Source organism: Kitasatospora sp. A2-31 (genome assembly GCF_022288725.1).
In the GTDB taxonomy this organism is placed as follows: domain Bacteria; phylum Actinomycetota; class Actinomycetes; order Streptomycetales; family Streptomycetaceae; genus Kitasatospora.
In genome coordinates this window covers 164,105-185,356 of record NZ_JAKNTA010000003.1, presented here as the reverse complement: position 1 = coordinate 185,356, position 21,252 = coordinate 164,105, and the positions used below count along the sequence as shown (strand labels likewise).

Genomic DNA, 21,252 nt, shown 5'->3' with positions numbered 1-21,252 from the left:
GGCGGGACCGGCCTGCCCGGGGGGCCCGCAGGAAGGGCCGGCGCGGGAACGGCGACCCGCCCCGGTCCGGCCGGCACCGGCGGCCATGACAGACTCGGACACTGACCTCCCCTTTCGCGCCGCCCGCGCCCGCGAACGACCCCTGAGGACTGAGACGACCGTGAGTGGATTTGTCACCAAGCCCGAGCCGGTCCAGGTGCCCGGCCTGGTCCACCTGCACACCGGCAAGGTGCGCGACCTCTACCGCACCGGGTCGGGCGACCTGGTGATGGTCGCCAGCGACCGCACCTCCGCCCACGACTGGGTGCTCCCGAACGAGATTCCCGACAAGGGCCGGATCCTCACCCAGCTCTCGCTGTGGTGGTTCGAGCGGATCGCCGACATCGTCCCCAACCACGTGGTCTCCACCGAGGTCCCGGCCGGCGCACCCGCCGACTGGAAGGGCCGCACCCTGGTCTGCCGCAGCCTGGAGATGATCCCGGTCGAGGCCGTCGCCCGCGGCTACCTGGCCGGCTCCGGCCTCACCGAGTACGACCAGAGCCGCACGGTCTGCGGGATCGCCCTGCCCGAGGGCCTGGAGAACAGCTCCGAGCTGCCCGCCCCGATCTACACCCCGGCGCTCAAGGCCGAGGTCGGCGAGCACGACGAGAACGTCCCCTACGAGGAGACCGCCCGCCGGATCGGCGCCGAGCTCGCCAACCAGCTGCGCCGCACCACCCTGGACGTCTACGCCCGGGCCCGCGACATCGCCCGCGAGCGCGGCATCATCCTGGCCGACACCAAGTTCGAGTTCGGCCTGCTCGACGGCGAGCTGGTGATCGGCGACGAGGTGCTCACCCCGGACTCCTCCCGGTACTGGCCCGCCGACCAGTGGCAGCCGGGCCGCTCGCAGCCGTCCTTCGACAAGCAGCTGATCCGCGACTGGCTGGTCTCCCCGGCCTCCGGCTGGGACCGCTACAGCGAGGAGCCGCCGCCGGCGCTGCCCGCCGAGATCGTCGAGCAGACGCGGGCCAAGTACATCGAGGTCTACGAGCTGCTGACGGGCACCACCTGGGTCTGACCGGCTCCCCCTGGGTCCGACCCCGGCACCGCGTGGGCCCGACCCCGGCACCGCGTGGGCCCGACCCCGGCACCGCCCGCGGGCGCGGCGGATCTCAGATCCAGCCGTGCTCGCGGGCGATCCGCACCGCCGCGTGGCGGTTCTCGGCGCCGAGCTTCCCGGCGGCCGAGGAGAGGTAGTTGCGGACGGTGCCCTGGGAGAGCGACGCGCGCTCGGCGATCTCGGCGATCGAGGTGCCGTCGGCGGCCAGCTCCAGCACGTCCGTCTCGCGCGGGGTCAGCGGCGTCTCGCCCGCGCTGATCGCGTCCGCCGCCAGCTCCGGGTCGACGTAGCGGCCGCCCGCCCGCACGGTCCGGATGATCCCGGCGAGGTCGGCCGCCGAGACGGTCTTCGGCAGGAAGCCGCGGACGCCGACCTCCAGCGCCCGCTTCAGGTACCCCGGCCGGCCGTGGCCGGTGACGATCATGCAGCGGCAGTCCGGCAGCAGCCCGCGCAGCCGGGACGCCACCTCGATGCCGTCCAGCCCCGGCATCTGCAGGTCCAGTACGGCGATGTCCGGGAGGTGCGCCTGCGCCATCGCCAGCGCCTCCGGGCCGGAGGCCGCCTGGGCGACCACGGTGATGTCCTCCTCCAGCGAGAGCAGCGCGGCCAGCGCCCCCCGGATCAGGTGCTCGTCGTCGGCGAGCAGGACGCGCACGGGGGCGGTGTCGGTCATCGGGCGGGCCTTCCTGCGGGGCGGGCGGCGGGCGGGTCAGAGCGGGACGGTCGCGAGCAGCCGGAACCGGCCCGGCCCGGCGTCCGGGACGGTCAGCTCGCCGTCGTGGGCGGCGAGCCGCTCGCGCAGTCCGCGCAACCCGGTGCCGCTGCCCTGGGAGGGGATCGGCACGGCGGGCACCCCGTCATTCTCCAGCTCCAGCACCGCCCGGTCGCCCGCCCGGGAGAGCCGGATCGCGCAGTGGCCGGCCTCGCTGTGCCGCAGCACGTTGGTGGTGGCCTCGCGGATCACCCAGCCGAGTACGGACTGCACCGGCAGCGGCAGCCGGTCGGCGTCCTCGCCGAGGTCGATCTCGCACTGCACGTCGGCCGAGCGGAGCACCGCCCGGGCGCCGATCGCCTCGGCGTGCAGGTCGGCGGTGCGGTAGCCGCGCACCACGTCCCGGACCTCGCGCTGGGACTCCTGGGCGATCCTCTGCACCTCGGCCATCTGCTCGGCGGCCTCCGGGCGGCCGCGCCGGGCCAGCTGGACGGCGAGCTCGCTCTTCAGGGCGATGGTGGCGAGGTTGCGGCCCATCACGTCGTGCAGGTCGCGGGAGAAACGCAGCCGCTCCTCGGCGACCGCCAGCCGGGCCTGCGCCTCGCGGGCGGCGTCCAGCTCCCAGACCACCGACTGCAGCCAGGCGAAGCTGCGGCAGCTGCAACCGACGAAGGCCATGACGACCGCGGTGAAGGTGAGCGCCCCGCAGGCGGCGGCCGGGTTGATGCCCACCAGGAACATGGGCGGCGCGGTGGCCAGCAGCCCGGCCAGCCCGGCCGTGGCCGACCAGCGCGGCGGCAGCCCGACGGCGACCGGGCCGAAGGCCGAGAAGAGGATGGTGCTCGCGTAGGCGGCGCTGAACGGCAGCGGGTCCGCCCCGGCGTCCCCCCGCGGTCCGAGCAGCAGGACGGCCCAGCCACCGGCCACCGCGACGCCGCTGTTCAGGGCGAGCCAGCGGAGGTGGTCGGAGGGCCGCGCGAGGTAGTGGTCCAGCGAGGTGCGGTAGGCGCGCAGGGTGGTCAGCGTCAGGACGAGGCCGATCACCAGCGCGACCCGGGCGGCGTCCGCGTACCCCTGGTTCTCCGCGGTGGAGGTGTTGCTCAGCAGGCTGATCGGCAGCGGTGCGAGCGCCATCAGGTAGAGCGACCAGCGGAGGTAGAGCTCGGAGCGCTGCGGCTTGCTGTAGCCCCGCCACTTGCGCACCGGATTCACGACGCCCATCTGTCCCGCTCCCCGTCCGTTCACGACCGTGCTGCTGCCTTCCTATCAGAGGCGGGATCAGAGGCAGGATCAGAGTTCGGCCGGCGAGCGGGCGTTCGGTTCTGCCGTCGGCCGCTCAGCGGCGCGGCTCCCAGCGGAAGCAGCGGACGGCGCCCCAGACGGCCAGCGCCAACCACGCGGTGCCGGTGAGCAGGTGCGGGGCGGCGGCGGCCCAGGTGCCGGCGAAGCCGGTGGGGGCGGCGGAGCCGTCGGTGCCGAACCAGCCGAGACGGAGCAGCTGGAAGGCCGGGGTGGTGGGCAGCAGCCGGCAGGCGTCGGCCAGCCGGTCGGGCATGATCTCCAGCGGGAAGAACAGGCCGGAGCCGAACTGGGTGAGCAGCAGGACCGGCATGGTGGTGATCCCGGCGCTCTCGACGGTCCTGGTGAAGGCGCTGGAGAGGGCGGCCAGCGCCATCAGGGTGCCGACGACCAGTACCAGGCCCGCGGCCATCAGCAGCGGGTTGACCGGCGCGGCCAGGTCCAGCGCGGAGGCGCCGACCCCGCTGATCACGGTGCACATCAGCAGGGCGAGCCCGACCGAGGGCACCGCGGTGCCGGCCAGGATCTCCGCGTCCCGGGCCTCGCCGGTGCGCAGCCGCTTGAGCACCAGCTCGCCGCGGCGGGCCACGTAGGCGGCGGTGAGGTTGTAGTAGACGACGAAGGCGAGGACCATCCCGACGGCGCCGTTGACCAGCAGGGAGTCGACGTCCAGGCCGGGGTTGTCCTTGGCCTGCTCGTGGAGGGCGTTCTTCAGCCCGAAGACCAGCAGCAGCGGCAGCAGCAGGGCGGTGAACAGGGCGGTCCGGTTGCGCAGCAGCAGGACGGCCTCGGCCCGGCCGAGCGCGAGCAGCCGGCGGACGGCGGTGGTGCGGCGGCCGGTGCCCTGCGGGACGGCGGTGGTGGCGGCGGTGCTCATCGGGCGAGTCCCATCAGGCGGCGGCGGGCGGGGCGGTCGGCGGGGGTGTCGGTCGGGGGCCGGGGCGCCTCCTGGGCGGCTTCGGAGGCAATGGCGAGGAAGGCCTCCTCCAGTGAGGCGCTGCGGGCGTCCAGGCCGGCGAGCTCGATGCCGTGGCGGTCGGCCCAGCCGAGCAGCTCGGTGAGGGTGGCCTGGAGCCGCGGGGTCTGGACGGTGACCTTCCGGCCGTCCACGGCGACGTGGGCGCCGGCCAGCGGCGGGAGCGAGGTGCCGGCGAAGGCCGGGAGCTCGAAGCCGATCCGGGAGGGGCGCCCGGCGATCACCTCGGCCACGGTGCCGGTGGTGACGACCCGGCCGCCGTGCATGATGGCCAGCCGGTCGGCCAGCTCCTCGGCCTCCTCCAGGTAGTGCGTGGTGAGCAGCACGGTGGTGCCCTGGGCCCGCAGCTCGCGGACCAGACGCCAGACGGCGGCGCGGGCCTCCGGGTCCAGGCCGGTGCTGGGCTCGTCGAGGAAGAGCACCTCGGGCCGGCCGAGCAGGGCCATCGCCAGGTCGAGCCGGCGGCGCTCGCCGCCGGAGAGCTGCTTGACCCGGACGTCGCGGCGGCCGGTGAGGCCGACCAGTTCCAGCGCCTCGTCGACCGGGCGGGCGCCGCTGGTCATCCCGGCCCAGGTGCGACCGGTCTCGGCGACGGTGAGGTCGCCGGGGAAGCCGCCCTCCTGGAGCATGATGCCGATCCGGGGGCGGACGGCGGCGCGCTCGCGGTGCGGGTCGCCGCCGAGCACCCGGACCCGGCCGCCGGTCGGGGCGGCGAGGCCCTCGATCAGCTCCATCGCGGAGGTCTTGCCGGCCCCGTTGGTGCCGAGCAGGGCGAACAGCTCGCCGCGGTCGACGGTGAGGTTGATCCCGCGTACCGCGTGGTAGCCGGTGGTGCCGGATCCGTAGTGGCGGTGGAGGTCGGTGACCTCGATCACGGGGTCGCCCGGGGTCAGGGGCTGGCGCGTTTCCATGGCTCAAGCGTTCCGCCGGGAAGGCCTCGCGGGCAGTGCACGGCCTCATCGGACGGCGGTGCGGATCCACGGGTCGGCGGTGACAAATGTCATCGGCCCGGTCGGGGAGTGTGCGGGGGAGCGGGGGAATGCCGAAGGGCCCCCTCGGTCGAGGGGGCCCTTCGTACTTGAGCGGACGACGAGATTCGAACTCGCGACCCTCACCTTGGCAAGGTGATGCTCTACCAACTGAGCCACGTCCGCATGGTCAAGATATTGAGTTGTGCTGTGCTCGCGCACTGCGAGCGGACGACGAGATTCGAACTCGCGACCCTCACCTTGGCAAGGTGATGCTCTACCAACTGAGCCACGTCCGCACGGTGCCTGGTGGGGCACCGGCCGCCTCTTCGGATCTCTCCGTTGCGGCGACGAGGAATACTCTACAGCATCCTCCGGGGTGGTCGTCCCACCCTCCTGGGGCGGATGGGACGACCGGGCCGCGGAGCGGTCAGTTCGCCTCGGCGAACGCCTCGTAGACGTGCTTGGGGATGCGGCCCCGGGCCGGCAGCTCCATGCCGCGGGACTGGGCCCAGGCGCGTACGGCGGCCGGGTCCGGGGTGAGCGCCGTACGGCGGAAGGACTTTCCGGTGCGGCTCTGGCGGCGGCCGGCCGCGACGAACGGAGCGAGGGCCTCCCGCAGCTTTTCCGCGTTGTCCAGGGACAGGTCGATCTCGTACGACTTCCCGTCGACGCCGAAGTGGACGGTTTCCGCGGCGGCGCCGCCGTCCAGGTCGTCGGAGAGCGTGACGACTACACGCTGAGCCATGGGTGTCAATCCTCTCGGGCAATTCGGCCGAAGGGCGCGGGGTGCGTTCCCCAGGCCTGATGTGCACCACTCGCGCAAGCGCATGCGGGCAGGCCTGACGGCGTGCCGGATACGCGGCGCTTGCCGCGGCAGGTGGCCCTATTCTGCACCCGAAGGGGGTCGAAATCGAAGAGTCCGGCTTTCTTTTCCGGATATTCACGTGTCTTCGCCGGAGTACCGGATACCCGCGCACTCGTCCGGTCGATCTGTCCCGGAGTGCCGGTATTCGGGTGCTCTTCGGGCGTTCTCCTTCGGGGCGCCGAATCCACTGAAATCGGATGCCGGGGGGAGTGCCCCGGGGGGCCGGAACCCTTGGGGCGTAAGGGTCCCGGGTCTACGCGCGTCGCCCTCCCCGGCCAGCAATCCTGCCCGAAACCACCGGTAGTCTGGAGTTCCCCCGCCTCACGAAGACACCACCGGGAGTGCCAGTGGCACGCGTCGTAGTCGACGTCATGCTCAAGCCGGAGATCCTCGACCCCCAGGGACAGGCGGTGCAGCGTGCACTGCCCCGTCTCGGATTCGCCGGGATCGCCGACGTCCGCCAGGGCAAGCGTTTCGAGCTGGAGCTGGAGGGCCCGGTCGACGACGCCGCGCTCGCCCGTATCCGCGAAGCCGCCGAGACCTTCCTCGCCAACACCGTGATCGAGGACTTCACCGTCCGCATCGAGGAGGAGGGCAAGTGACCACCCGAGTCGGCGTCGTCACTTTCCCCGGTTCCCTCGACGACCGCGACGCCCAGCGCGCGGTCCGCCTGGCCGGCGCCGAGCCGGTCGCCCTCTGGCACCGTGACAAGGATCTCCACCAGGTCGACGCGGTCGTCCTGCCCGGCGGATTCAGTTACGGCGACTATCTGCGCTGCGGCGCCATCTCCCGCTTCTCGCCGGTGATGGAGACCGTCATCGAGCAGGCGAAGCAGGGAATGCCGGTCCTCGGTATCTGCAACGGCTTCCAGGTGCTCTGCGAATCGCACCTGCTGCCCGGTGCGCTCACCCGCAACGACTCGCTGCACTTCATCTGCCGCGACCAGAAGCTGCGGATCGAGAACGCCGCCACCGCGTGGACCCGCGATTACTCGGCCGGCCAGGAAATCGTCGTGCCGCTGAAGAACGGCGAGGGCCGCTTCGTCGCCGACCAGCACGTCCTGGACGAGCTGGAGGCCGAGGGCCGGGTCGTCGCCCGCTACCTGGACGTCAACCCGAACGGTTCGTACCGCGACATCGCCGGCATCACCAACGCCGCCGGCAATGTCGTCGGCCTGATGCCGCACCCGGAGCACGCCGTGGAGCCGCTCACCGGTCCGACCACCGAGGGCCTGGGCTTCTTCACTTCCGTCCTGAAGCAGCTGGTGAACGCCTGATGAGCCTCGACACCGTCAAGAACGCCGAGCAGACGCCGGACGCCGCCCAGCCCTGGGCCGAGCTCGGCCTCAAGGAGGACGAGTACGCGCGCATCCGCGAGATCCTCGGCCGCCGTCCCACCGGCGCCGAGCTCGCGATGTACTCCGTCATGTGGTCGGAGCACTGCTCGTACAAGAGCTCCAAGGTCCACCTGAAGCAGTTCGGCGAGAAGGCCCCCGAGAACGACGCCATGCTCGTCGGCATCGGCGAGAACGCCGGCGTCGTCGACGTGGGCCAGGGCTACGCGGTGACCTTCAAGGTCGAGTCGCACAACCACCCGTCGTACATCGAGCCCTACCAGGGCGCGGCCACCGGCATCGGCGGCATCGTGCGCGACATCCTCGCGATGGGCGCCCGCCCGGTCGCCGTGATGGACCCGCTGCGCTTCGGCGCGGCGGACCACCCGGACACCCGGCGCGTGCTGCCCGGCATCGTCGCGGGCATCGGCGGCTACGGCAACTGCCTGGGCCTGCCGAACATCGGCGGCGAGGTCGTCTTCGACTCCTGCTACCAGGGCAACCCGCTGGTCAACGCGCTCTGCGTGGGTGTCATGAAGCACGAGGACATCCACCTGGCCAAGGCCTCCGGCCCCGGCAACAAGGTGATCCTGTACGGCGCCCGCACCGGCGGCGACGGCATCGGCGGCGTCTCCGTGCTCGCCTCGGAGACCTTCGACGCGACCGGCCCGGCCAAGCGCCCCGCCGTCCAGGTCGGCGACCCGTTCCAGGAGAAGCTCCTGATCGAGTGCACCCTGGAGATCTTCAAGGAGGACCTGGTCGCCGGTATCCAGGACCTCGGCGGCGCCGGCCTCTCCTGCGCCACCTCCGAGCTGGCCTCGGCCGGCACCGGCGGCATGCGGATCGAGCTCGACACCGTCCCGCTGCGCGACAACACGCTCTCGCCGGAGGAGATCCTCATGAGCGAGTCGCAGGAGCGCATGTGCGCCATCGTCGAGCCGGCCAAGGTCGCGCGCTTCCTGGAGATCTGCGAGAAGTGGGACGTCATCGCCACCGTCATCGGTGAGGTGACCGACGGCGAGCGCCTGGAGATCTTCTGGCACGGCGAGCAGGTCGTGGACGTGCCGCCGCGCACCGTCGCCCACGAGGGCCCGACCTACCAGCGCCCGTTCGCCCGCCCGAGCTGGCAGGACGCGCTGCAGGCCGACGCCCCCACCGGCGAGCGGCTGGCCCGCCCGACCACCGGCGAGGGCCTGAAGGCCGACCTGCTCAAGGTCGCCGCCCACCCGAACCAGGCCTCCAAGTCCTGGATCACCGACCAGTACGACCGCTACGTGCTCGGCAACACCGTGCTCTCGGTCGGCGAGGACTCGGGCATGATCCGGATCGACGAGGAGACCGACCTCGGCGTCTCGGTCGCCACCGACGGCAACGGCCGCTACACCAAGCTGGACCCGTACACCGGCGCCCAGCTGGCCCTGGCCGAGGCGTACCGCAACGTCGCGGCCGGCGGTGCCAAGCCGCTCGCCGTCTCCGACTGCCTTAACTTCGGCTCCCCCGAGGACCCCGACGTGATGTGGCAGTTCGCCGAGGCGACCCGCGGGCTGGCCGACGCCTGCCAGGTGCTCGGCACCCCGGTCACCGGCGGCAACGTCTCGCTGTACAACCAGACCGGCGAGGTCGCCATCCACCCGACCCCCGTGGTCGCGGTGCTCGGCGTCATCGACGACGTCACCCGGCGCACCCCGGTCGCCTTCGCCGAGGAGGGGCAGCTGCTCTACCTGCTCGGCGACACCGAGGACGAGCTCGGCGGCTCGGCCTGGTCGCAGGTGGTCCACGACCACCTCGGCGGTCTGCCGCCCAAGGTCGACCTGCAGCGCGAGCGGCTGCTCGGCGAGATCCTGATCGCCGCCTCGCGCGACGGCATGATCGACGCCGCGCACGACCTCTCCGACGGCGGCCTCGGCCAGGCTCTGGTGGAGAGCTGCCTCAAGGGCGGCCACGGTGCCCGAATCATCGTGCCCGAGGGCATGGACCCGTTCGTCTTCCTGTTCTCCGAGTCGGCCGGCCGCGCGGTCGTCGCGGTGCCGCGCAGCGAGGAGCTCCGGTTCAACGACATGTGCACCGCGCGTGGCCTGCCGGCCACCCGCATCGGTGTGGTCGACGGCGACGTCCTGGACGTCCAGGGTCAGTTCACCGTCTCGCTGGCCGAGCTGAAGGACGCCCACACCGGCGTCATCGAAGCCCTGCTGGCCTGATACGCGCTTCGCCCCGGGCCGCGCCCGGGGCGAGCGGTCGCGTGGCCGAGTGCCGCCGAGGGGCGGATGGTTCAGCGGAACCGTCCGCCCCTCGGCGTATGTTGGGGCCATGCCTGCCAAGTCCCGTACATACCAGCCCGCGAAGGTCCGTGCCGCGCTCGCCGCGCAGACCGGGGCGCTGCGCGCCGCCGTCCGGCAGCTCTGCGCCCGCCCGGACGCCGCCGACCTGTTGGAGCGGCCGGCGGGTCTGGGGGAGTGGCGGGTGCGCGAGCTGGTGGCGCACCTGGCCGTCCAGCTCGACTGGGTGCCGGCCCACCTGGACGACCCGCTGGAGGGCCGCCCTCCGCTGGACCTGCTCCACTGGGTGGCCCGGGTCGCCGAGTCCGCTCCCCTCCTGGACGCGGGGGCACGCGAACACGCGGCGGGCGGGTTCGGCGGTGACCCGGCCGCGGTGGCGGCCGCCTTCGACCGGGCCGCGGACGCGCTGCTCGCCGTCCTGGCCGGCCCCGAAGTCGCGGACCCGGAGCGCAGGTTCGAGATCCGGCTCGGCTCGATGCTGCTCTCCGACCTGCTGGTGACCCGGCTGGTCGAGACCGTCGTGCACGCCGACGACCTGACCCGGGCGGTCGGCGGGGCGGCCTTCCCGCACGACCGGCAGGCGCTCGCCGCCGTCACCCGGCTGCTCGCCGACGCGCTGGCCGACCGGGCCCCGGGCGGCGCGGTCGAGTTGCGGGTGCCGCCGTACGCGGTGGTGCAGGCCGTCGAAGGACCGCGGCACACCCGCGGCACCCCGCCGAACGTCGTCGAGACGGACCCGCTGACCTGGATCCGGCTCGCCACCGGCCGCGCCGACTGGGCCGCGGAGGTGGAGGCCGCCGCCGTCTCGGCCAGCGGCGAGCGGAGCGACCTGCGCACGTACCTGCCGCTCCTGGGCTGAGCGCCACGCTCCCCGGCCCCGTCCGGAAGCTAGGGGTGCAGCTGGGCGGCGAGGCGTTCGGTGGCCCGGCGGAGCGGTTCGCCGGCGAGGTCGGACAGCCGTTGGGCGTCGTCGGCGTCCTGGGAGAGCGTCAGCGTGATGTCGCCCTTGCCCTTGGCGGCGACCCGGGCGACTCCGGCGAGGCCCGCACCCGGGGTGAGCCTGGTCTCGCCGGGCTTGGGCCGGTCGCTCCAGAACTGGTGGATCTGGTCGACGCCGAGGTTCCCGAACCGCTGGATGTGCGGCAGCATCATGGCGACCGCCGCCCCGTCCTCGGGGACGGCCAGCAGGTCGACCCGGACCGGCGTCGAACCGACGGTGTAGGTGCAGGTCACCCAGGCCTTCGGGGGCGTGGCCGGCACCGAGGCCATCGACGGCGGCGCAGTGATGCCCGAGGGCCAGGGCTGGGCGGGGGCGCCGTCGCCCAGGTCGGTGTCGACCGCGGGCCGGTCCGCGGCGCCGGGGGCGGCCGGGCGGTCGATCCCGGCGTCCTTGAGGGCGGCCGCGAGATCGAGGCCGAACGGGCAGGGCCCGGACTTCGCCAGCCCCTCGGCGGTCGACCGGACGTGGGCGTAGGAGAGCGTGCCGCCTCCGGCCGGTTCGGCGGAGGAGGAGCAGGCGGCCGTTCCGAGGAGGAGGCCGGCGGCGCCCGCCGCGGCGAGGTACCGGCGGCGCTGCGCCGGGGTGCGGTCTGCTGTCATGCCGTCAGGGTAGAACGGGGTCCGTCGCGGCGGGCCGGTGACGGCGTATCGGATCGGTCCCGGTGCCGGACCGGCACCGGTGAACTCCCCGCGGCTCAGGGCACCGAGGGGCCGCCGAGGTAGGTGCCGTCCGCCGTGTAGGGCCAGGCGTTGGGCTCGCAGCCCTTCAGGCCGTAGATCTGCTGCATCATCGCCGGTGCGGGCTTGCCGTTGCCCGGACAGGTCTCGTGCCCGTGCCCGATCCGGTGGCCGACCTCGTGGTTGACGATCAGCGCGCGGTACTCGTCGATCGGGCCGCTGAACTGGGGCGAACCGGTGTTCCAGCGCTTGACGTTGACCAGCACCTGGCTGCCGACGTTGCAGTTCACCTCCCCGTGGGTGTCCAGCCCGGACGCCCCGCAGATCCGGTCCACGGTGGCCGGTGAGGCGATCTTCACCGTGAAGTCGTAGGCGCCGCTCGCGACCAGCTGGAAGCCGTTCTTGCGGTCGTTGGTCCAGCCGCGCTTGTCGGCGAGGATGCCCTGCACCTGCGCCGCGGCCGCCACCGGGTCGATCCCGATGCCGTCCTCGACCTCGACCCGGTAGCGGCGGACGGGGCCCTTGCCGACCGGGGCCGCCGCACCGGGGGCGACGGTGAAGGTGCCCGTGCCCTTGCTCGGGCCGGGGTCGGGCGCGGTCGGCGTGGGGGTGCTCGGCTGCGGGGCGGGTGGGGCCGACGGAGTGGTGGGGGTCGGCGTCGGTGCGGCGGCCGCGGGTGCCCCGGTGGTGGCGCCGACGCCGGACGGCGCGACCCGGCCCTGGGCGGTCTGTCCCGCGTCCGGCAGGACGTCCGGGCGGTTCAGCACGAAGACCGTGCCGCCGAGTATCGCCAGGGCGGCGACGAGGGCCGCGACCATCCCGGGCCCCGGTCGGCGACGCTGTCTGCGTCGCCGGCGGCCGGCGCCCGACCGCGGGCCGGTGCCGTGGGGCGCCGCGCCCCGGGCCCGGCCGGTGCCGGACCGGCCGGCGCTGCGCGCGCGGGAGCCGCGCTGGTCGGATCGGGCTGCGGGCACGGTGGGGCTTCCTGTCAGGACCGGTTCGGGGCCGCGGAGCCGTCGGCCTGCCGTGCGGTGCGTCCCCCTCGCCCGCCCACCCTGGCACGGCGGGCGGGGGACTGTCCACATACCGGGTATGCAGGCGGTGGTGCAGGGCGCACGGAGCCGCCCCCGCCGCCCGGGCGGGCGACGGGGGCGGTCGGGGTGGGCCGGTCGGCCCGTAGGTCGGTGGGGCCGGTCAGCCGAGGGTGGCGGCGGCGGTCGGCGAGCTGTCCCGGAGGAACTGGGTGCAGCGCTCCGCCTCGTCCTTCTCCTCGATCGCGGCGGCGGCCCGGCCGAGCGCGTGCAGCGCCCGCAGGAAACCGCGGTTCGGCTCGTGCTCCCACGGCACCGGGCCGTGGCCCTTCCAACCGGCCCGGCGCAGCGCGTCGAGGCCTCGGTGGTAGCCGGTGCGGGCGTACGCGTAGGACTCGACGGTGCGGCCGGCCGCGAAGGCGTCGTCGGCCAGCTGGGCCCAGGCCAGCGAGGAGGTCGGGTACTTCGCCGCGACCTCGGCCGGGGAGGCGCCGCCGGCCAGCAGCTGCAGCGGACCGGGCTCCGCGGGCAGCTGCGTCGGGGCGGGGCCGCCGAGGAGGTTCTGTCCCTGGAAAGGAGTGGGGTCTGTGGTCATGCCCCCCAGTGAACCACTGAGGGGCATGACGGCAGGACCGGTCCGGGGACCGGGTCTGCTACTTCAGGCGGTTGCCGGCCGAACGCAGCTGCTGTGCGGCCTCCAGCACGCGGGCGGCCATGCTCGCCTCGGCGAGCTTGCCCCAGGTCCGCGGGTCGTAGGTGTTCTTCTTGCCGACCTCGCCGTCGACCTTCAGCACACCGTCGTAGTTGCGGAACATGTGGTCCGCGACCGGGCGGGTGAAGGCGTACTGGGTGTCGGTGTCGAGGTTCATCTTCACGACGCCGTTCTCCAGCGCGGTGGCGATCTCCTCGGCGGTCGAACCGGAGCCGCCGTGGAAGACGAAGTCGAACGGGTCGGTCTTGCCGTACTGCTTGCCGATCGCGTCCTGCAGCTCGCGCAGCAGCTCCGGCTTCAGCACGACGTTGCCGGGCTTGTACACGCCGTGCACGTTGCCGAAGGAGGCGGCCAGCAGGTAGCGGCCCTTCTCGCCCAGGCCCAGGGCCTCGGCGGTGCGGACGGCGTCGTTGACGGTGGTGTACAGCTCGTCGTTGATCTCGTGGCTGACGCCGTCCTCCTCGCCGCCGGTCGGGGTGATCTCGACCTCAAGGATGATCTTGGCGGCGGCGGCCTGGGCCAGCAGCTCCTGGGCGATCTCCAGGTTGTCGCTCAGGGTCTCGGCGGAGCCGTCCCACATGTGCGACTGGAAGAGCGGGTTGCGGCCGTTGGCCACGCGCTCGGCCGAGATCGCCAGCAGCGGGCGGACGTAGCCGTCCAGCTTGTCCTTGGGGCAGTGGTCGGTGTGCAGCGCGACGGTGATGTCGTACTTGGCGGCGACGACGTGCGCGAACTCGGCCAGGGCGACGGCGCCGGTCACCATGTCCTTGTTGTGCTGGCCGCCCAGGAACTCCGCACCGCCGGTCGAGATCTGGATGATGCCGTCGCTCTCGGCCTCGGCGAAGCCGCGCAGGGCGGCGTGCAGCGTCTGCGACGAGGTGACGTTGATGGCCGGGTAGGCGAACTTGCCCGCCTTGGCCCGGTCCAGCATCTCGTTGTAGACCTCGGGGGTTGCGATGGGCATGAGATCCGCTCCTGTCGGGTTTGCGGCGTACGGACGGTGCTGTCCGACGCTGTGTACGCCTTCGTTACGACTCCGGGGTACCGGTCGCCGATGCGCGGCACTGCGGTGCGGCTCCCGGTACCAAGGTTCGCGGCGGCCACCGCGGTACGACATGAGGGTGGTGCGACCGCGGTCCGGACGCCGGGGCCATCCTCCCAGACTCGTGCTTCCAGGTCAGCATGTGGCCCGCCAGTCGGGACGGCGGGCCCCGGGGCGGGGCGGCGGCCCCCGGTCGCGGCCCCGGACCGCCCCCGACATGCGACGAAGGGATGAGGCCCACCTCGACCCCCGGGGCGAAGCTCCCGTCAAGCAACGCCCGCTATTCTGCGCGAGTGGACTACAACCAGCTGGCCGTCAACCTGCTCGACGCCAAATCACTGATCTCGTCCCTCGGTGCCATCGGGCTGATCGCGATCATCTTCGCGGAGACCGGCCTCCTGGTCGGGTTCTTCTTCCCGGGTGACTCGCTGCTGATCATCGCCGGTGTCGCCGCCTCGAACGCCGCCTCGTCGGTGCTCGGTGACGGCACCAAGCTGCCCATCGCCGCCCTGCTGATCGGGGCACCGCTGGCGGCCATCGCGGGCGCACAGCTCGGGCACCTGATCGGGGTGAGGGTCGGACCGAAGATGTTCGACAAGCCCGAGTCGAAGATCTTCCGCCGCGAGTACGTGGTGAAGGCGGAGGAGTACTTCAACAAGTTCGGGCCCGGCAAGGCCGTGGTGCTGGCCCGCTTCATGCCGATCGTGCGCACCTTCCTCAACCCGGTCGCGGGCACCCTGGAGATGCCGGCCCGGACGTTCTTCCTCTGGAACGTGGTCGGCGGCGTGCTGTGGACCGAGTCGATGCTGCTCATCGGCTACTTCTTCGGTGACGCGCTGGCCCCGGTGATCGACAAGTACCTGATCCCGGCCGTGCTGCTGATCGTGCTGCTCTCGATCTCGCCGATCCTGGTGGAGGTCGTCCGCGAGCGCCGGAAGAAGAAGGCCGGGGGTGCGGAGGAGCCCGCCGCCGGCGAGGCCGTCCAGGCCGGCGGGCGTCACCGCCGGGCCTGAGCGCCGCGGGCGCGACGACGAACGGCCGGGGCCGGGGGTGTTTCACGTGAAACACCACCGGCCCCGGCCGTTCGCATCGGTTCCCCCCGGGAGCGTCGGACACGCCCCGGGAGACCGGAAGGTCAGAGACCCAGGTCGTCGAGGGTGTAGGCGGTGACGTAGGGCAGGCCCTGCGCCTCGACCGCGGCGGCGCCGCCGCGCTCCACGATCACCGCGACGCCGACCACCTCGGCGCCCGCCTCGCGCAGCGCCTCGACGGCGGTGAGCACGGAGCCACCGGTGGTGGAGGTGTCCTCGACGGCGAGCACCCGGCGGCCCTTGACCTCCGGGCCCTCGATCCGGCGCTGCAGGCCGTGCGCCTTGCCCGCCTTGCGGACCACGAAGGCGTCCAGCTCGCGGCCCCGCGCGGCGGCGGCGTGCAGCATCGCGGCGGCGACCGGGTCGGCGCCCAGGGTCAGACCGCCGACGGCGTCGTACTCCAGGTGGGCGGTCGCGTCCAGCATCACCCGGCCGACCAGCGGGGCGGCCTGGCCGTCCAGCGTGATCCGGCGCAGGTCGACGTAGTAGTCGGCCTCCTTGCCGGAGGAAAGGGTGACCTTGCCGTGGACGACGGCCTTGTCCTTGATCTGTGCCAGCAGGGCGTCGCGGTCGTTGCTCATGAGCGTCCAGTCTAGGGCCTTCGACCTGCCGGGTTAGCGGCGGCGCAGCGCGCGGGCCAGCACCACGGCGCCGCCGAGCAGGGCGACCCCGCCGCCGATCACCCAGGGCATGGCGCTGCGGCCGCCCGGACCCGGCACCACGATGCCGCCGGCCTCGCCGCCCCAGCGGGACGCCGCGCGGGCGCGGGCGCTGCGGGCGGGCAGGGCGGGCGCGTAGCGGCCGCGCGGCGGGGCGTGGTCGACCTCCTCGGCCGAGCGGCCGACGATGCTGCGGCGGACCGGGCCGCTGAGCACCGGCTCCTGCTCGTACTCGAAGGGGAGCTCGGCGGGGAGCCCGGTGGCCGGCTCCGGCGCCGCCTCGGCGGCCGGCCGGTCGTCCTCGGCGGGCTCGGCGCGGTCGCCGTCCTCGTCCTCGCCCTCGTCGTCGTGGCCGCCGGTGGGGAGACCGAAGCGCTCGGCATCGGCGTCGGAGAAGGCGATCAGGTCGGAGAGGTCGTCGTCCACGTCCTCGCCGGGGGAGCTCTGGTGGTCCTCGAGGTACAGCACGGTGGCGGTGGACTCCTCGGCCTCCTCGGCGTCGGTCTCCTCGCCGCCGGTCTCCTCAGTGTCGTCGTCCGGGGCGGCAGCGTCCGCGGCCTCCTCGACCTCGGTCTCCTCGGCCTCCTCGGCCTCCTCGGCCTCGGCGGCCTCCGGAGCGGCCTCCGAGCCGGTGGCACCCCCGGTGGCGGCGTCCCCGTCGGGCCCGGCCACGGCCTCGACGTTCGTCTCAGCCTCGGCCACGGTCTCGGCGTCCGCCTCGGGCTCGGCCACGGTCTCGGCGTCCGCCTCGGGCTCGGTCTCGGCGTCCGGTTCCGCCGCGCCGTCCGGCGATGCGAGCGCGGCGGCGAAACGGTCCAGCAGGCGACGGCCGGTCGTGGCGAGGGTCTCCTCGTCGAACTCGGTCAGCCGGCCGGTCGCGTCCAGCTCGCCGGTGAAGCGGACCACCGTGCTGCCGCCCTCGGTGCCGTCGGCGACGCTGACCCGGAGGGTGGCGGTCGCCTCGCCGCTGCCGCGGGCCTCCTGGCCCTCGGCGAAGACGGTGAGCACGCCCTCGCGGCCCTCGATCAGCGACAGCACCCCACGGTAGGTGATGGTGGAGGCGCCGATCCGCAGCTTCAGCCGCCCGCCGATCTCCTCGGCCGGGCCGCTGCCTGCTGCGGCCGGTTCGGTGCTCAGCCCCGGCACGCAACGGGCCAGCAGAGCCGGATCCTGCAGGGCCTGCCGGACCTGCTCGGCCGGCATCGGGACGACAACCTCATGCTCCATGGCACGGAGCCTACCGAGCGAACCCCCGCCGGTCCCGGCTGCGGCCCCACCTTTTGTGCGGTCCTCCCCGGTCGGCCCCGTGGTCGCGGCCCGCCGGCCCGGCGGACCACGCCCGGTCCGCCGTCACCGCGGCCCCAGCAGGGTGAGTGCGGCCGGTGGTTGGGCCGGGCGCAGGGCGGTGAGACGGGCGGCGGAGGCCCGCAGGCCGTCCGCGGTCAGCGCGCGCGGCGGCGGGGCGTCCGGAGCGAGTCCGAGCGGGGGCTGGGCCGCCGACGCGAGCAGGAAGGCCTGGCCCGCCTCCGCCTCCGCCGCCACCGCCTCCGTTGCCGCCCGCTCCGGCGTCCCGCCCGCCGGCCCGGGCGGGCAGCTCGCGGTGGCGCTGCCCGCCACGGCGTACGGGATGGTCCGCAGCCCGGCGGCACGCAGGCCGGACTCCACCTGCCAGAGCTCCTCCCGCTCGCCGCCGGCCCGGACTGCGAGCCGCCCGCCGGGGGAGAGCAGCCGGGTGGCGAGTCCGTAGAACTCCTGCGAGTGGAACTTCACCGTCCCGCTGTCGGCCGGCACCGGCAGATCGGCGAGCACCACGTCGAAGGTCCGGTCGGAGGGTCGGACGCTGCGCAGCCACTCCAGCGGGTCGGCCTCGGCGACGCGGACCCGCGGGTCGTCCAGCGAGCGGCCGGAGAGCGCCGCCAGGCTGGGGTCGGTACGGGCCAGCCTGGGAAGCGCCGGATCGGCGTCGACGACCAGCACCGAGTGGACGCCGCCGTGCCGCAGCACCTCGCGCAGGGCGAGCCCGTCGCCGCCGCCGAGCAGCAGCACCCGGGCGTCCGGCCCGGCCGCCATCGCGGGGTGGACCAGCGCCTCGCTGCCCCGGTACTCGTCCGGACCGCAGACCGCGAGCCGGCCGTCCCGGTAGAGCCGCAGCGGTCCCTCGGCGGGGCCGGTGAGCACGATCTCCTGGTACCGGGTGTGGGTGGCGAAGCGGACCTGGGCGCCGTACAGGGCGCTGCGCGCGGCCCGTTCGATCGCGCCGGACCACGCGGCGGCCGCGGCGAGCAGGGCCAGGACGAGCGCGCAGCAGCCCCAGAGCAGCAACCGGACTCCGGGGCCCGGCTCCTCGCGGAAGAGCCAGAGCACCACGGCGGCCCCGGCGACGGCGTTGACCGCCCCGGTGACCAGGGCGCCGGTGCCCGGGCCGAAGGCGGGGAGGATCAGGAACGGGAAGGCCAGCCCCCCGATCAGCGCGCCCACGTAGTCCGCGGCGAACAGGTCGGCGGCGGCCCGTCCGGCGTCCTCGCGGCGGATCCGCTGGATGAGCGTCATCAGCAGGGGGATCTCGGCGCCGATCAGGACGCCGATCAGGCAGGTCAGGCCGACCATCGCGAACTGGTAGCGGCCGACCCAGGCCCAGCACGAGTACAGCGCGAGGACGGAGAGCCCGCCGGTGAGCGCGAGCGTGCACTCGACCAGGGCGAAGGCGGTGGCCGGGCGGCAGGTGAAGCGCTTGGCGAGCAACGAGCCCAGCCCCATCGCGAACACCATCACCGAGAGCACGACCGAGGTTTGGGTGACCGAGTCCCCGAGCAGATAGCTCCCGAGCGCCACCAGCTCGAGCTCGTAGACGAGTCCGCAGGCCGCGCAGACGAACGCGGCCAGCAGGACGGCGAGCCGGGCGAGTCCCGGGTGCGCGCGCAGCCGGGACGGACGGCGGGCGGGCAGCGGCGTCAGGCTCCGCCCGGGCCGGGGTGGGCTGCCGTCGTCGAGTTCGAGCCCCTGTGCGGGTGGACCGGCCGGATGGTTGATCACGAACAAACGCTAGGGGACGTTCGGTACGGATGGCTGCGTCCATTCGACGGACAGTGCGATGCGCCTGGTTGACGAACCGTTCCTGCGTGCGACCGGGCAGCGGTTCCGCGGCCTAAGACGACGTCGGCGTCGGCGGGCGGCCTCATCGCGCCAGCACCAGCGAGGAGCGGGTGCAGACCAGCTGTCCCTCCTGCGGGTAGGCGTGCCAGGTCCGCCAGAGCAGCCGGTCCGCACCGCCCTGGGTGACCAGCGCGGTGAAGGCGCTCGGATCGCCGGGGAAGACGCCCGCGAGCCCTCGCGGGTGCCCCTCGACCAGGGCCAGCAACTCCTGGGCGCGGGCGGCGAACTCGTGCGGCGGCATGACCTCGATCCGGGCGGCGAACTCGTACTCCCAGCCGTCCACCTGCTTGGCCACCCGGGCCGGCAGCGGGGTCCGCCGCCCAGGCAGGCAGGCGACGGTCTCCAGGCACTTGCCCGGCCCGGCGGCGATCACCACCTGGTGGGAGGCGCCGAGGAGGCGCAGCTGGACGGTGCCGGGCGGGCCGGGGCGCCCGGCACCGTCCAGTCTCAGGTCACGGACCGCGAGGGCGGGCAGCGGTTCGCCGCCCAGGCACCAGGCCAGGTCGCCCGCGCGGGTGTCCGTGTAGGAGGTCTGCAGTGTGGTGAGCATGCTCGGCTCCGCGTTTCAGCTCCGTGCGCGCCCGCCGAGCAGCAGCGAGTAGGCCCAGGCGAAAGGCGAGGCTGTTCGTGGCTGTGCGGTCCAGGGCGCGGCCGACCGTGGAAGGAAGGATTCCGGCTGGAGATTCAGCAGCAGAGAAGCATGAATACGCCGGGTCCGTCGGTGATTTACCCAACTATGTCAAGCATTCACCGTTTCGAGCACACCCGCTTCCCCGCTCTGATCGACCCGGTGTGCGACTCTGCACCGCGCGCGCTCCTGACCCCGCACTGCGCGCCGTGCGCGCGGGGCGTGCGCCGCGCTCGCGACCTGCACGCCCCCCGCCGTCGGAGTGCCGCGCGAGCGGTGGCATGCGAGGGACCGGTGTCTGCCAGGGAGGCATGCCGAATGCCCGAATGGCAGCAAGTTCCCTGCAGGTCGGGCAAGTTGACGATGCGTTGGAACAACGACCCGAGTCCCGGTCCGGGATCGGCCCGGTCCAGGGCCGACCCGGGCGCCGGACCCCCGCCGGATCCGCGTCAGATCCGGGCCGGACCCGGCGTCAGATCCGGGAGAGCCGGGTGACCGCCTCCTGCAGCACCTCGTCCTTCTTGCAGAAGGTGAAGCGGACGAGCGGCCGGCCGGCCTCGGGGTCGTCGTAGAAGACGGCGTTGGGGATGGCGACGACGCCGCAGCGCTCCGGGAGGGCGCGGCAGAACTCGACGCCGTCCTTCTCGCCTAGCGGGGTGATGTCGGTGGTGATGAAGTACGTGCCCTCGGGGTTGAAGACGCGGAAGCCGGCTGCGGCCAGGCCGTCGGCGAGCAGGTCGCGCTTGCGCCGCAGGTCGGCGCGGAAGTCCTCGAAGTAGGCGTCGGGCAGGCGCAGGGCCTCGGCCACGGCGTACTGGAAGGGGCCGGCGCTGACGTAGGTGAGGTACTGCTTCGCCGTGCGGACGGCGGCGACCAGCGGCGCGGGGGCGGTGACCCAGCCGACCTTCCAGCCGGTGAAGGAGAAGGTCTTGCCGGCCGAGGAGATCGAGACGGTGCGCTCGCGCATGCCGGGGAGGGCGGCGATGGGGTGGTGGGCGCCGGCGAAGACCAGGTGCTCGTAGACCTCATCGGTGACGACCAGCAGGTCGTGCTCGACGGCGAGGGCGGCGATCGCGGCCAGCTCGTCGGGGGAGAGCACCAGACCGGTCGGGTTGTGCGGGGAGTTGAGCAGGAGCAGGCGGGTGCGCGGGGTGACCAGGGCGCGCAGCCGGTCCAGGTCGGGGCGGAAGTCGGGGGCGCGCAGGGTGAGCGGGACGCGGACCGCACCGGCCATCGCGATGCAGGCGGCGTACGAGTCGTAGAAGGGTTCGAGGGCGATCACCTCGTCGCCGGGCTCCAGCAGGGCGAGCAGGGCGGCGGCGATGGCCTCGGTGGCGCCGGCGGTCACCAGGACCTCGGTGTCCGGGTCGTAGGCCAGGCCCCGGAACCGCTGCTGGTGTTCGGCGATCGCACTGCGCAGCTCCGGAATGCCGGGGCCGGGCGGGTACTGGTTGCCCCGGCCCTCGCGCAGCGCCCGGACGGCGGCCTCGCGGATCTCCTCGGGGCCGTCGGTGTCCGGGAAGCCCTGGCCGAGGTTGATCGAACCGGTGGCGGTCGCGAGCGCGGACATCTCGGCGAAGATCGTCGTGCCCAGTCCGTCCAGCCTGCGGTTCAGCAGCGGCCTCGTACCCATTGCGGCTCCTCACGCCTCGGTGTCGGGCCCCATCCTCGGGCCGGGCGGGGGCCGCGGACAAGGACGGCCCGCCACCGGGTGCGCCGGTGGCG

At 73.6% G+C, this 21,252-nt stretch carries 20 protein-coding genes and 2 tRNA genes; 6 read left to right on the top strand and 16 right to left on the bottom strand.

Going from position 1 to position 21,252, the window contains the following annotated elements; genetic code table 11:
* Nucleotides 1-160: 160 nt before the first annotated feature.
* Nucleotides 161-1,060 (top strand): phosphoribosylaminoimidazolesuccinocarboxamide synthase, encoded by a 900-nt coding sequence (locus tag MCM47_RS09625; protein WP_238860371.1) that lies wholly within the window; start codon nucleotides 161-163, stop codon nucleotides 1,058-1,060.
* Between the two features lie 94 nt (nucleotides 1,061-1,154).
* On the opposite strand, the gene MCM47_RS09620 is transcribed toward MCM47_RS09625, so the two are convergent.
* The 7 genes from MCM47_RS09620 to MCM47_RS09590 all read right to left on the bottom strand — a co-directional run bounded on the left by MCM47_RS09620 (nucleotide 1,155) and on the right by MCM47_RS09590 (nucleotide 5,805).
* A complete protein-coding gene (locus tag MCM47_RS09620) occupies nucleotides 1,155-1,775 on the bottom strand; it encodes a response regulator transcription factor (protein WP_238860369.1) in 621 nt (206 codons plus the stop codon).
* Between the two features lie 36 nt (nucleotides 1,776-1,811).
* Nucleotides 1,812-3,035, bottom strand: a complete 1,224-nt coding sequence (locus tag MCM47_RS09615) for a sensor histidine kinase (protein WP_238860367.1) — start codon at nucleotides 3,033-3,035, stop codon at nucleotides 1,812-1,814.
* 115 nt (nucleotides 3,036-3,150) lie between these two features.
* A complete protein-coding gene (locus tag MCM47_RS09610) occupies nucleotides 3,151-3,990 on the bottom strand; it encodes an ABC transporter permease (protein ID WP_238860365.1) in 840 nt (279 codons plus the stop codon).
* A complete protein-coding gene (locus tag MCM47_RS09605) occupies nucleotides 3,987-5,000 on the bottom strand; it encodes an ABC transporter ATP-binding protein (RefSeq protein ID WP_238860363.1) in 1,014 nt (337 codons plus the stop codon). Before MCM47_RS09605 ends, MCM47_RS09610 begins: the two co-directional genes overlap by 4 nt.
* 170 nt (nucleotides 5,001-5,170) lie before the next feature.
* Nucleotides 5,171-5,243: transfer RNA gene (locus tag MCM47_RS09600), tRNA-Gly, on the bottom strand.
* 40 nt (nucleotides 5,244-5,283) lie between these two features.
* Nucleotides 5,284-5,356 (bottom strand) — tRNA-Gly (locus tag MCM47_RS09595).
* A gap of 131 nt (nucleotides 5,357-5,487) precedes the next feature.
* Nucleotides 5,488-5,805 (bottom strand): Lsr2 family protein, encoded by a 318-nt coding sequence (locus tag MCM47_RS09590; RefSeq protein ID WP_238860361.1) that lies wholly within the window; start codon nucleotides 5,803-5,805, stop codon nucleotides 5,488-5,490.
* A gap of 467 nt (nucleotides 5,806-6,272) precedes the next feature.
* Between MCM47_RS09590 and purS the strand changes: the two genes are divergently transcribed.
* The 4 genes from purS (at nucleotide 6,273) to MCM47_RS09570 (ending at nucleotide 10,393) form a co-directional block, all read left to right on the top strand.
* Nucleotides 6,273-6,527: a phosphoribosylformylglycinamidine synthase subunit PurS gene (gene purS, locus MCM47_RS09585; protein WP_238860359.1), complete on the top strand. Its 255-nt coding sequence runs from the start codon at nucleotides 6,273-6,275 to the stop codon at nucleotides 6,525-6,527.
* A complete protein-coding gene (purQ, locus tag MCM47_RS09580) occupies nucleotides 6,524-7,201 on the top strand; it encodes a phosphoribosylformylglycinamidine synthase subunit PurQ (protein ID WP_238860356.1) in 678 nt (225 codons plus the stop codon). Before purS ends, purQ begins: the two co-directional genes overlap by 4 nt.
* Complete coding sequence (purL, locus tag MCM47_RS09575) at nucleotides 7,201-9,456, top strand: phosphoribosylformylglycinamidine synthase subunit PurL (RefSeq protein WP_238860354.1); 2,256 nt, start codon at nucleotides 7,201-7,203, stop codon at nucleotides 9,454-9,456. The genes purQ and purL overlap by 1 nt, the downstream gene beginning before the upstream one ends.
* Nucleotides 9,457-9,565: 109 nt before the next feature.
* On the top strand, nucleotides 9,566-10,393 hold the full coding sequence (locus tag MCM47_RS09570) for a sterol carrier family protein (RefSeq protein ID WP_238860352.1): 828 nt from the start codon (nucleotides 9,566-9,568) through the stop codon (nucleotides 10,391-10,393).
* Between the two features lie 29 nt (nucleotides 10,394-10,422).
* Here the strand turns inward: MCM47_RS09570 and MCM47_RS09565 are convergent, their stop codons facing one another.
* From MCM47_RS09565 to fbaA, 4 genes are all read right to left on the bottom strand, one after another.
* Nucleotides 10,423-11,133 (bottom strand): hypothetical protein, encoded by a 711-nt coding sequence (locus MCM47_RS09565; RefSeq protein WP_238860351.1) that lies wholly within the window; start codon nucleotides 11,131-11,133, stop codon nucleotides 10,423-10,425.
* A gap of 95 nt (nucleotides 11,134-11,228) precedes the next feature.
* Nucleotides 11,229-12,029, bottom strand: coding sequence for a DUF3152 domain-containing protein (locus MCM47_RS09560; RefSeq protein ID WP_238860349.1), 801 nt, complete (start codon nucleotides 12,027-12,029; stop codon nucleotides 11,229-11,231).
* Nucleotides 12,030-12,405: 376 nt separating this feature from the next.
* Entirely contained in the window at nucleotides 12,406-12,837 is a 432-nt protein-coding gene (locus MCM47_RS09555; protein WP_238860347.1) for a DUF3151 domain-containing protein, read from the bottom strand.
* 58 nt (nucleotides 12,838-12,895) lie between these two features.
* On the bottom strand, nucleotides 12,896-13,918 hold the full coding sequence (fbaA, locus tag MCM47_RS09550; protein ID WP_238860345.1) for a class II fructose-bisphosphate aldolase: 1,023 nt from the start codon (nucleotides 13,916-13,918) through the stop codon (nucleotides 12,896-12,898).
* 371 nt (nucleotides 13,919-14,289) lie between these two features.
* Between fbaA and MCM47_RS09545 the strand changes: the two genes are divergently transcribed.
* Nucleotides 14,290-15,009 carry a DedA family protein gene (locus MCM47_RS09545; RefSeq protein ID WP_238860343.1) on the top strand — a complete coding sequence of 240 codons (720 nt, stop codon included), beginning with the start codon at nucleotides 14,290-14,292 and terminating at the stop codon, nucleotides 15,007-15,009.
* 122 nt (nucleotides 15,010-15,131) lie between these two features.
* Here MCM47_RS09545 and pyrE read toward each other — a convergent pair whose 3' ends face one another.
* The 5 genes from pyrE to MCM47_RS09520 form a co-directional block, all read right to left on the bottom strand.
* Nucleotides 15,132-15,668 carry an orotate phosphoribosyltransferase gene (pyrE, locus tag MCM47_RS09540; protein ID WP_238860341.1) on the bottom strand — a complete coding sequence of 179 codons (537 nt, stop codon included), beginning with the start codon at nucleotides 15,666-15,668 and terminating at the stop codon, nucleotides 15,132-15,134.
* Between the two features lie 33 nt (nucleotides 15,669-15,701).
* On the bottom strand, nucleotides 15,702-16,973 hold the full coding sequence (locus MCM47_RS09535; protein WP_238860339.1) for an SRPBCC family protein: 1,272 nt from the start codon (nucleotides 16,971-16,973) through the stop codon (nucleotides 15,702-15,704).
* Nucleotides 16,974-17,096: 123 nt separating this feature from the next.
* Complete coding sequence (locus MCM47_RS09530; protein WP_374209100.1) at nucleotides 17,097-18,779, bottom strand: polyamine aminopropyltransferase; 1,683 nt, start codon at nucleotides 18,777-18,779, stop codon at nucleotides 17,097-17,099.
* A 142-nt stretch (nucleotides 18,780-18,921) separates the two neighbouring features.
* On the bottom strand, nucleotides 18,922-19,449 hold the full coding sequence (locus MCM47_RS09525) for a DUF2617 family protein (RefSeq protein ID WP_238860337.1): 528 nt from the start codon (nucleotides 19,447-19,449) through the stop codon (nucleotides 18,922-18,924).
* A gap of 550 nt (nucleotides 19,450-19,999) precedes the next feature.
* Nucleotides 20,000-21,160 carry a pyridoxal phosphate-dependent aminotransferase gene (locus tag MCM47_RS09520; protein WP_238860335.1) on the bottom strand — a complete coding sequence of 387 codons (1,161 nt, stop codon included), beginning with the start codon at nucleotides 21,158-21,160 and terminating at the stop codon, nucleotides 20,000-20,002.
* Nucleotides 21,161-21,252 lie beyond the last annotated feature (92 nt).

What these genes read in the sequence shown, in the direction of transcription:
- MCM47_RS09605 (WP_238860363.1), bottom strand. Translation starts at nt 5,000, where the DNA reads ATGGAAACGCGCCAGCCCCTGACCCCGGGCGACCCCGTGATCGAGGTC.
- MCM47_RS09520 (WP_238860335.1), bottom strand. Translation starts at nt 21,160, where the DNA reads ATGGGTACGAGGCCGCTGCTGAACCGCAGGCTGGACGGACTGGGCACG.
- MCM47_RS09615 (WP_238860367.1), bottom strand. Translation starts at nt 3,035, where the DNA reads ATGGGCGTCGTGAATCCGGTGCGCAAGTGGCGGGGCTACAGCAAGCCG.
- pyrE (WP_238860341.1), bottom strand. Translation starts at nt 15,668, where the DNA reads ATGAGCAACGACCGCGACGCCCTGCTGGCACAGATCAAGGACAAGGCC.
- MCM47_RS09565 (WP_238860351.1), bottom strand. Translation starts at nt 11,133, where the DNA reads ATGACAGCAGACCGCACCCCGGCGCAGCGCCGCCGGTACCTCGCCGCG.
- MCM47_RS09535 (WP_238860339.1), bottom strand. Translation starts at nt 16,973, where the DNA reads ATGGAGCATGAGGTTGTCGTCCCGATGCCGGCCGAGCAGGTCCGGCAG.
- MCM47_RS09570 (WP_238860352.1), top strand. Translation starts at nt 9,566, where the DNA reads ATGCCTGCCAAGTCCCGTACATACCAGCCCGCGAAGGTCCGTGCCGCG.
- MCM47_RS09590 (WP_238860361.1), bottom strand. Translation starts at nt 5,805, where the DNA reads ATGGCTCAGCGTGTAGTCGTCACGCTCTCCGACGACCTGGACGGCGGC.
- MCM47_RS09620 (WP_238860369.1), bottom strand. Translation starts at nt 1,775, where the DNA reads ATGACCGACACCGCCCCCGTGCGCGTCCTGCTCGCCGACGACGAGCAC.
- MCM47_RS09555 (WP_238860347.1), bottom strand. Translation starts at nt 12,837, where the DNA reads ATGACCACAGACCCCACTCCTTTCCAGGGACAGAACCTCCTCGGCGGC.
- MCM47_RS09560 (WP_238860349.1), bottom strand. Translation starts at nt 12,029, where the DNA reads ATGGTCGCGGCCCTCGTCGCCGCCCTGGCGATACTCGGCGGCACGGTC.
- fbaA (WP_238860345.1), bottom strand. Translation starts at nt 13,918, where the DNA reads ATGCCCATCGCAACCCCCGAGGTCTACAACGAGATGCTGGACCGGGCC.
- purL (WP_238860354.1), top strand. Translation starts at nt 7,201, where the DNA reads ATGAGCCTCGACACCGTCAAGAACGCCGAGCAGACGCCGGACGCCGCC.
- MCM47_RS09525 (WP_238860337.1), bottom strand. Translation starts at nt 19,449, where the DNA reads ATGCTCACCACACTGCAGACCTCCTACACGGACACCCGCGCGGGCGAC.
- MCM47_RS09610 (WP_238860365.1), bottom strand. Translation starts at nt 3,990, where the DNA reads ATGAGCACCGCCGCCACCACCGCCGTCCCGCAGGGCACCGGCCGCCGC.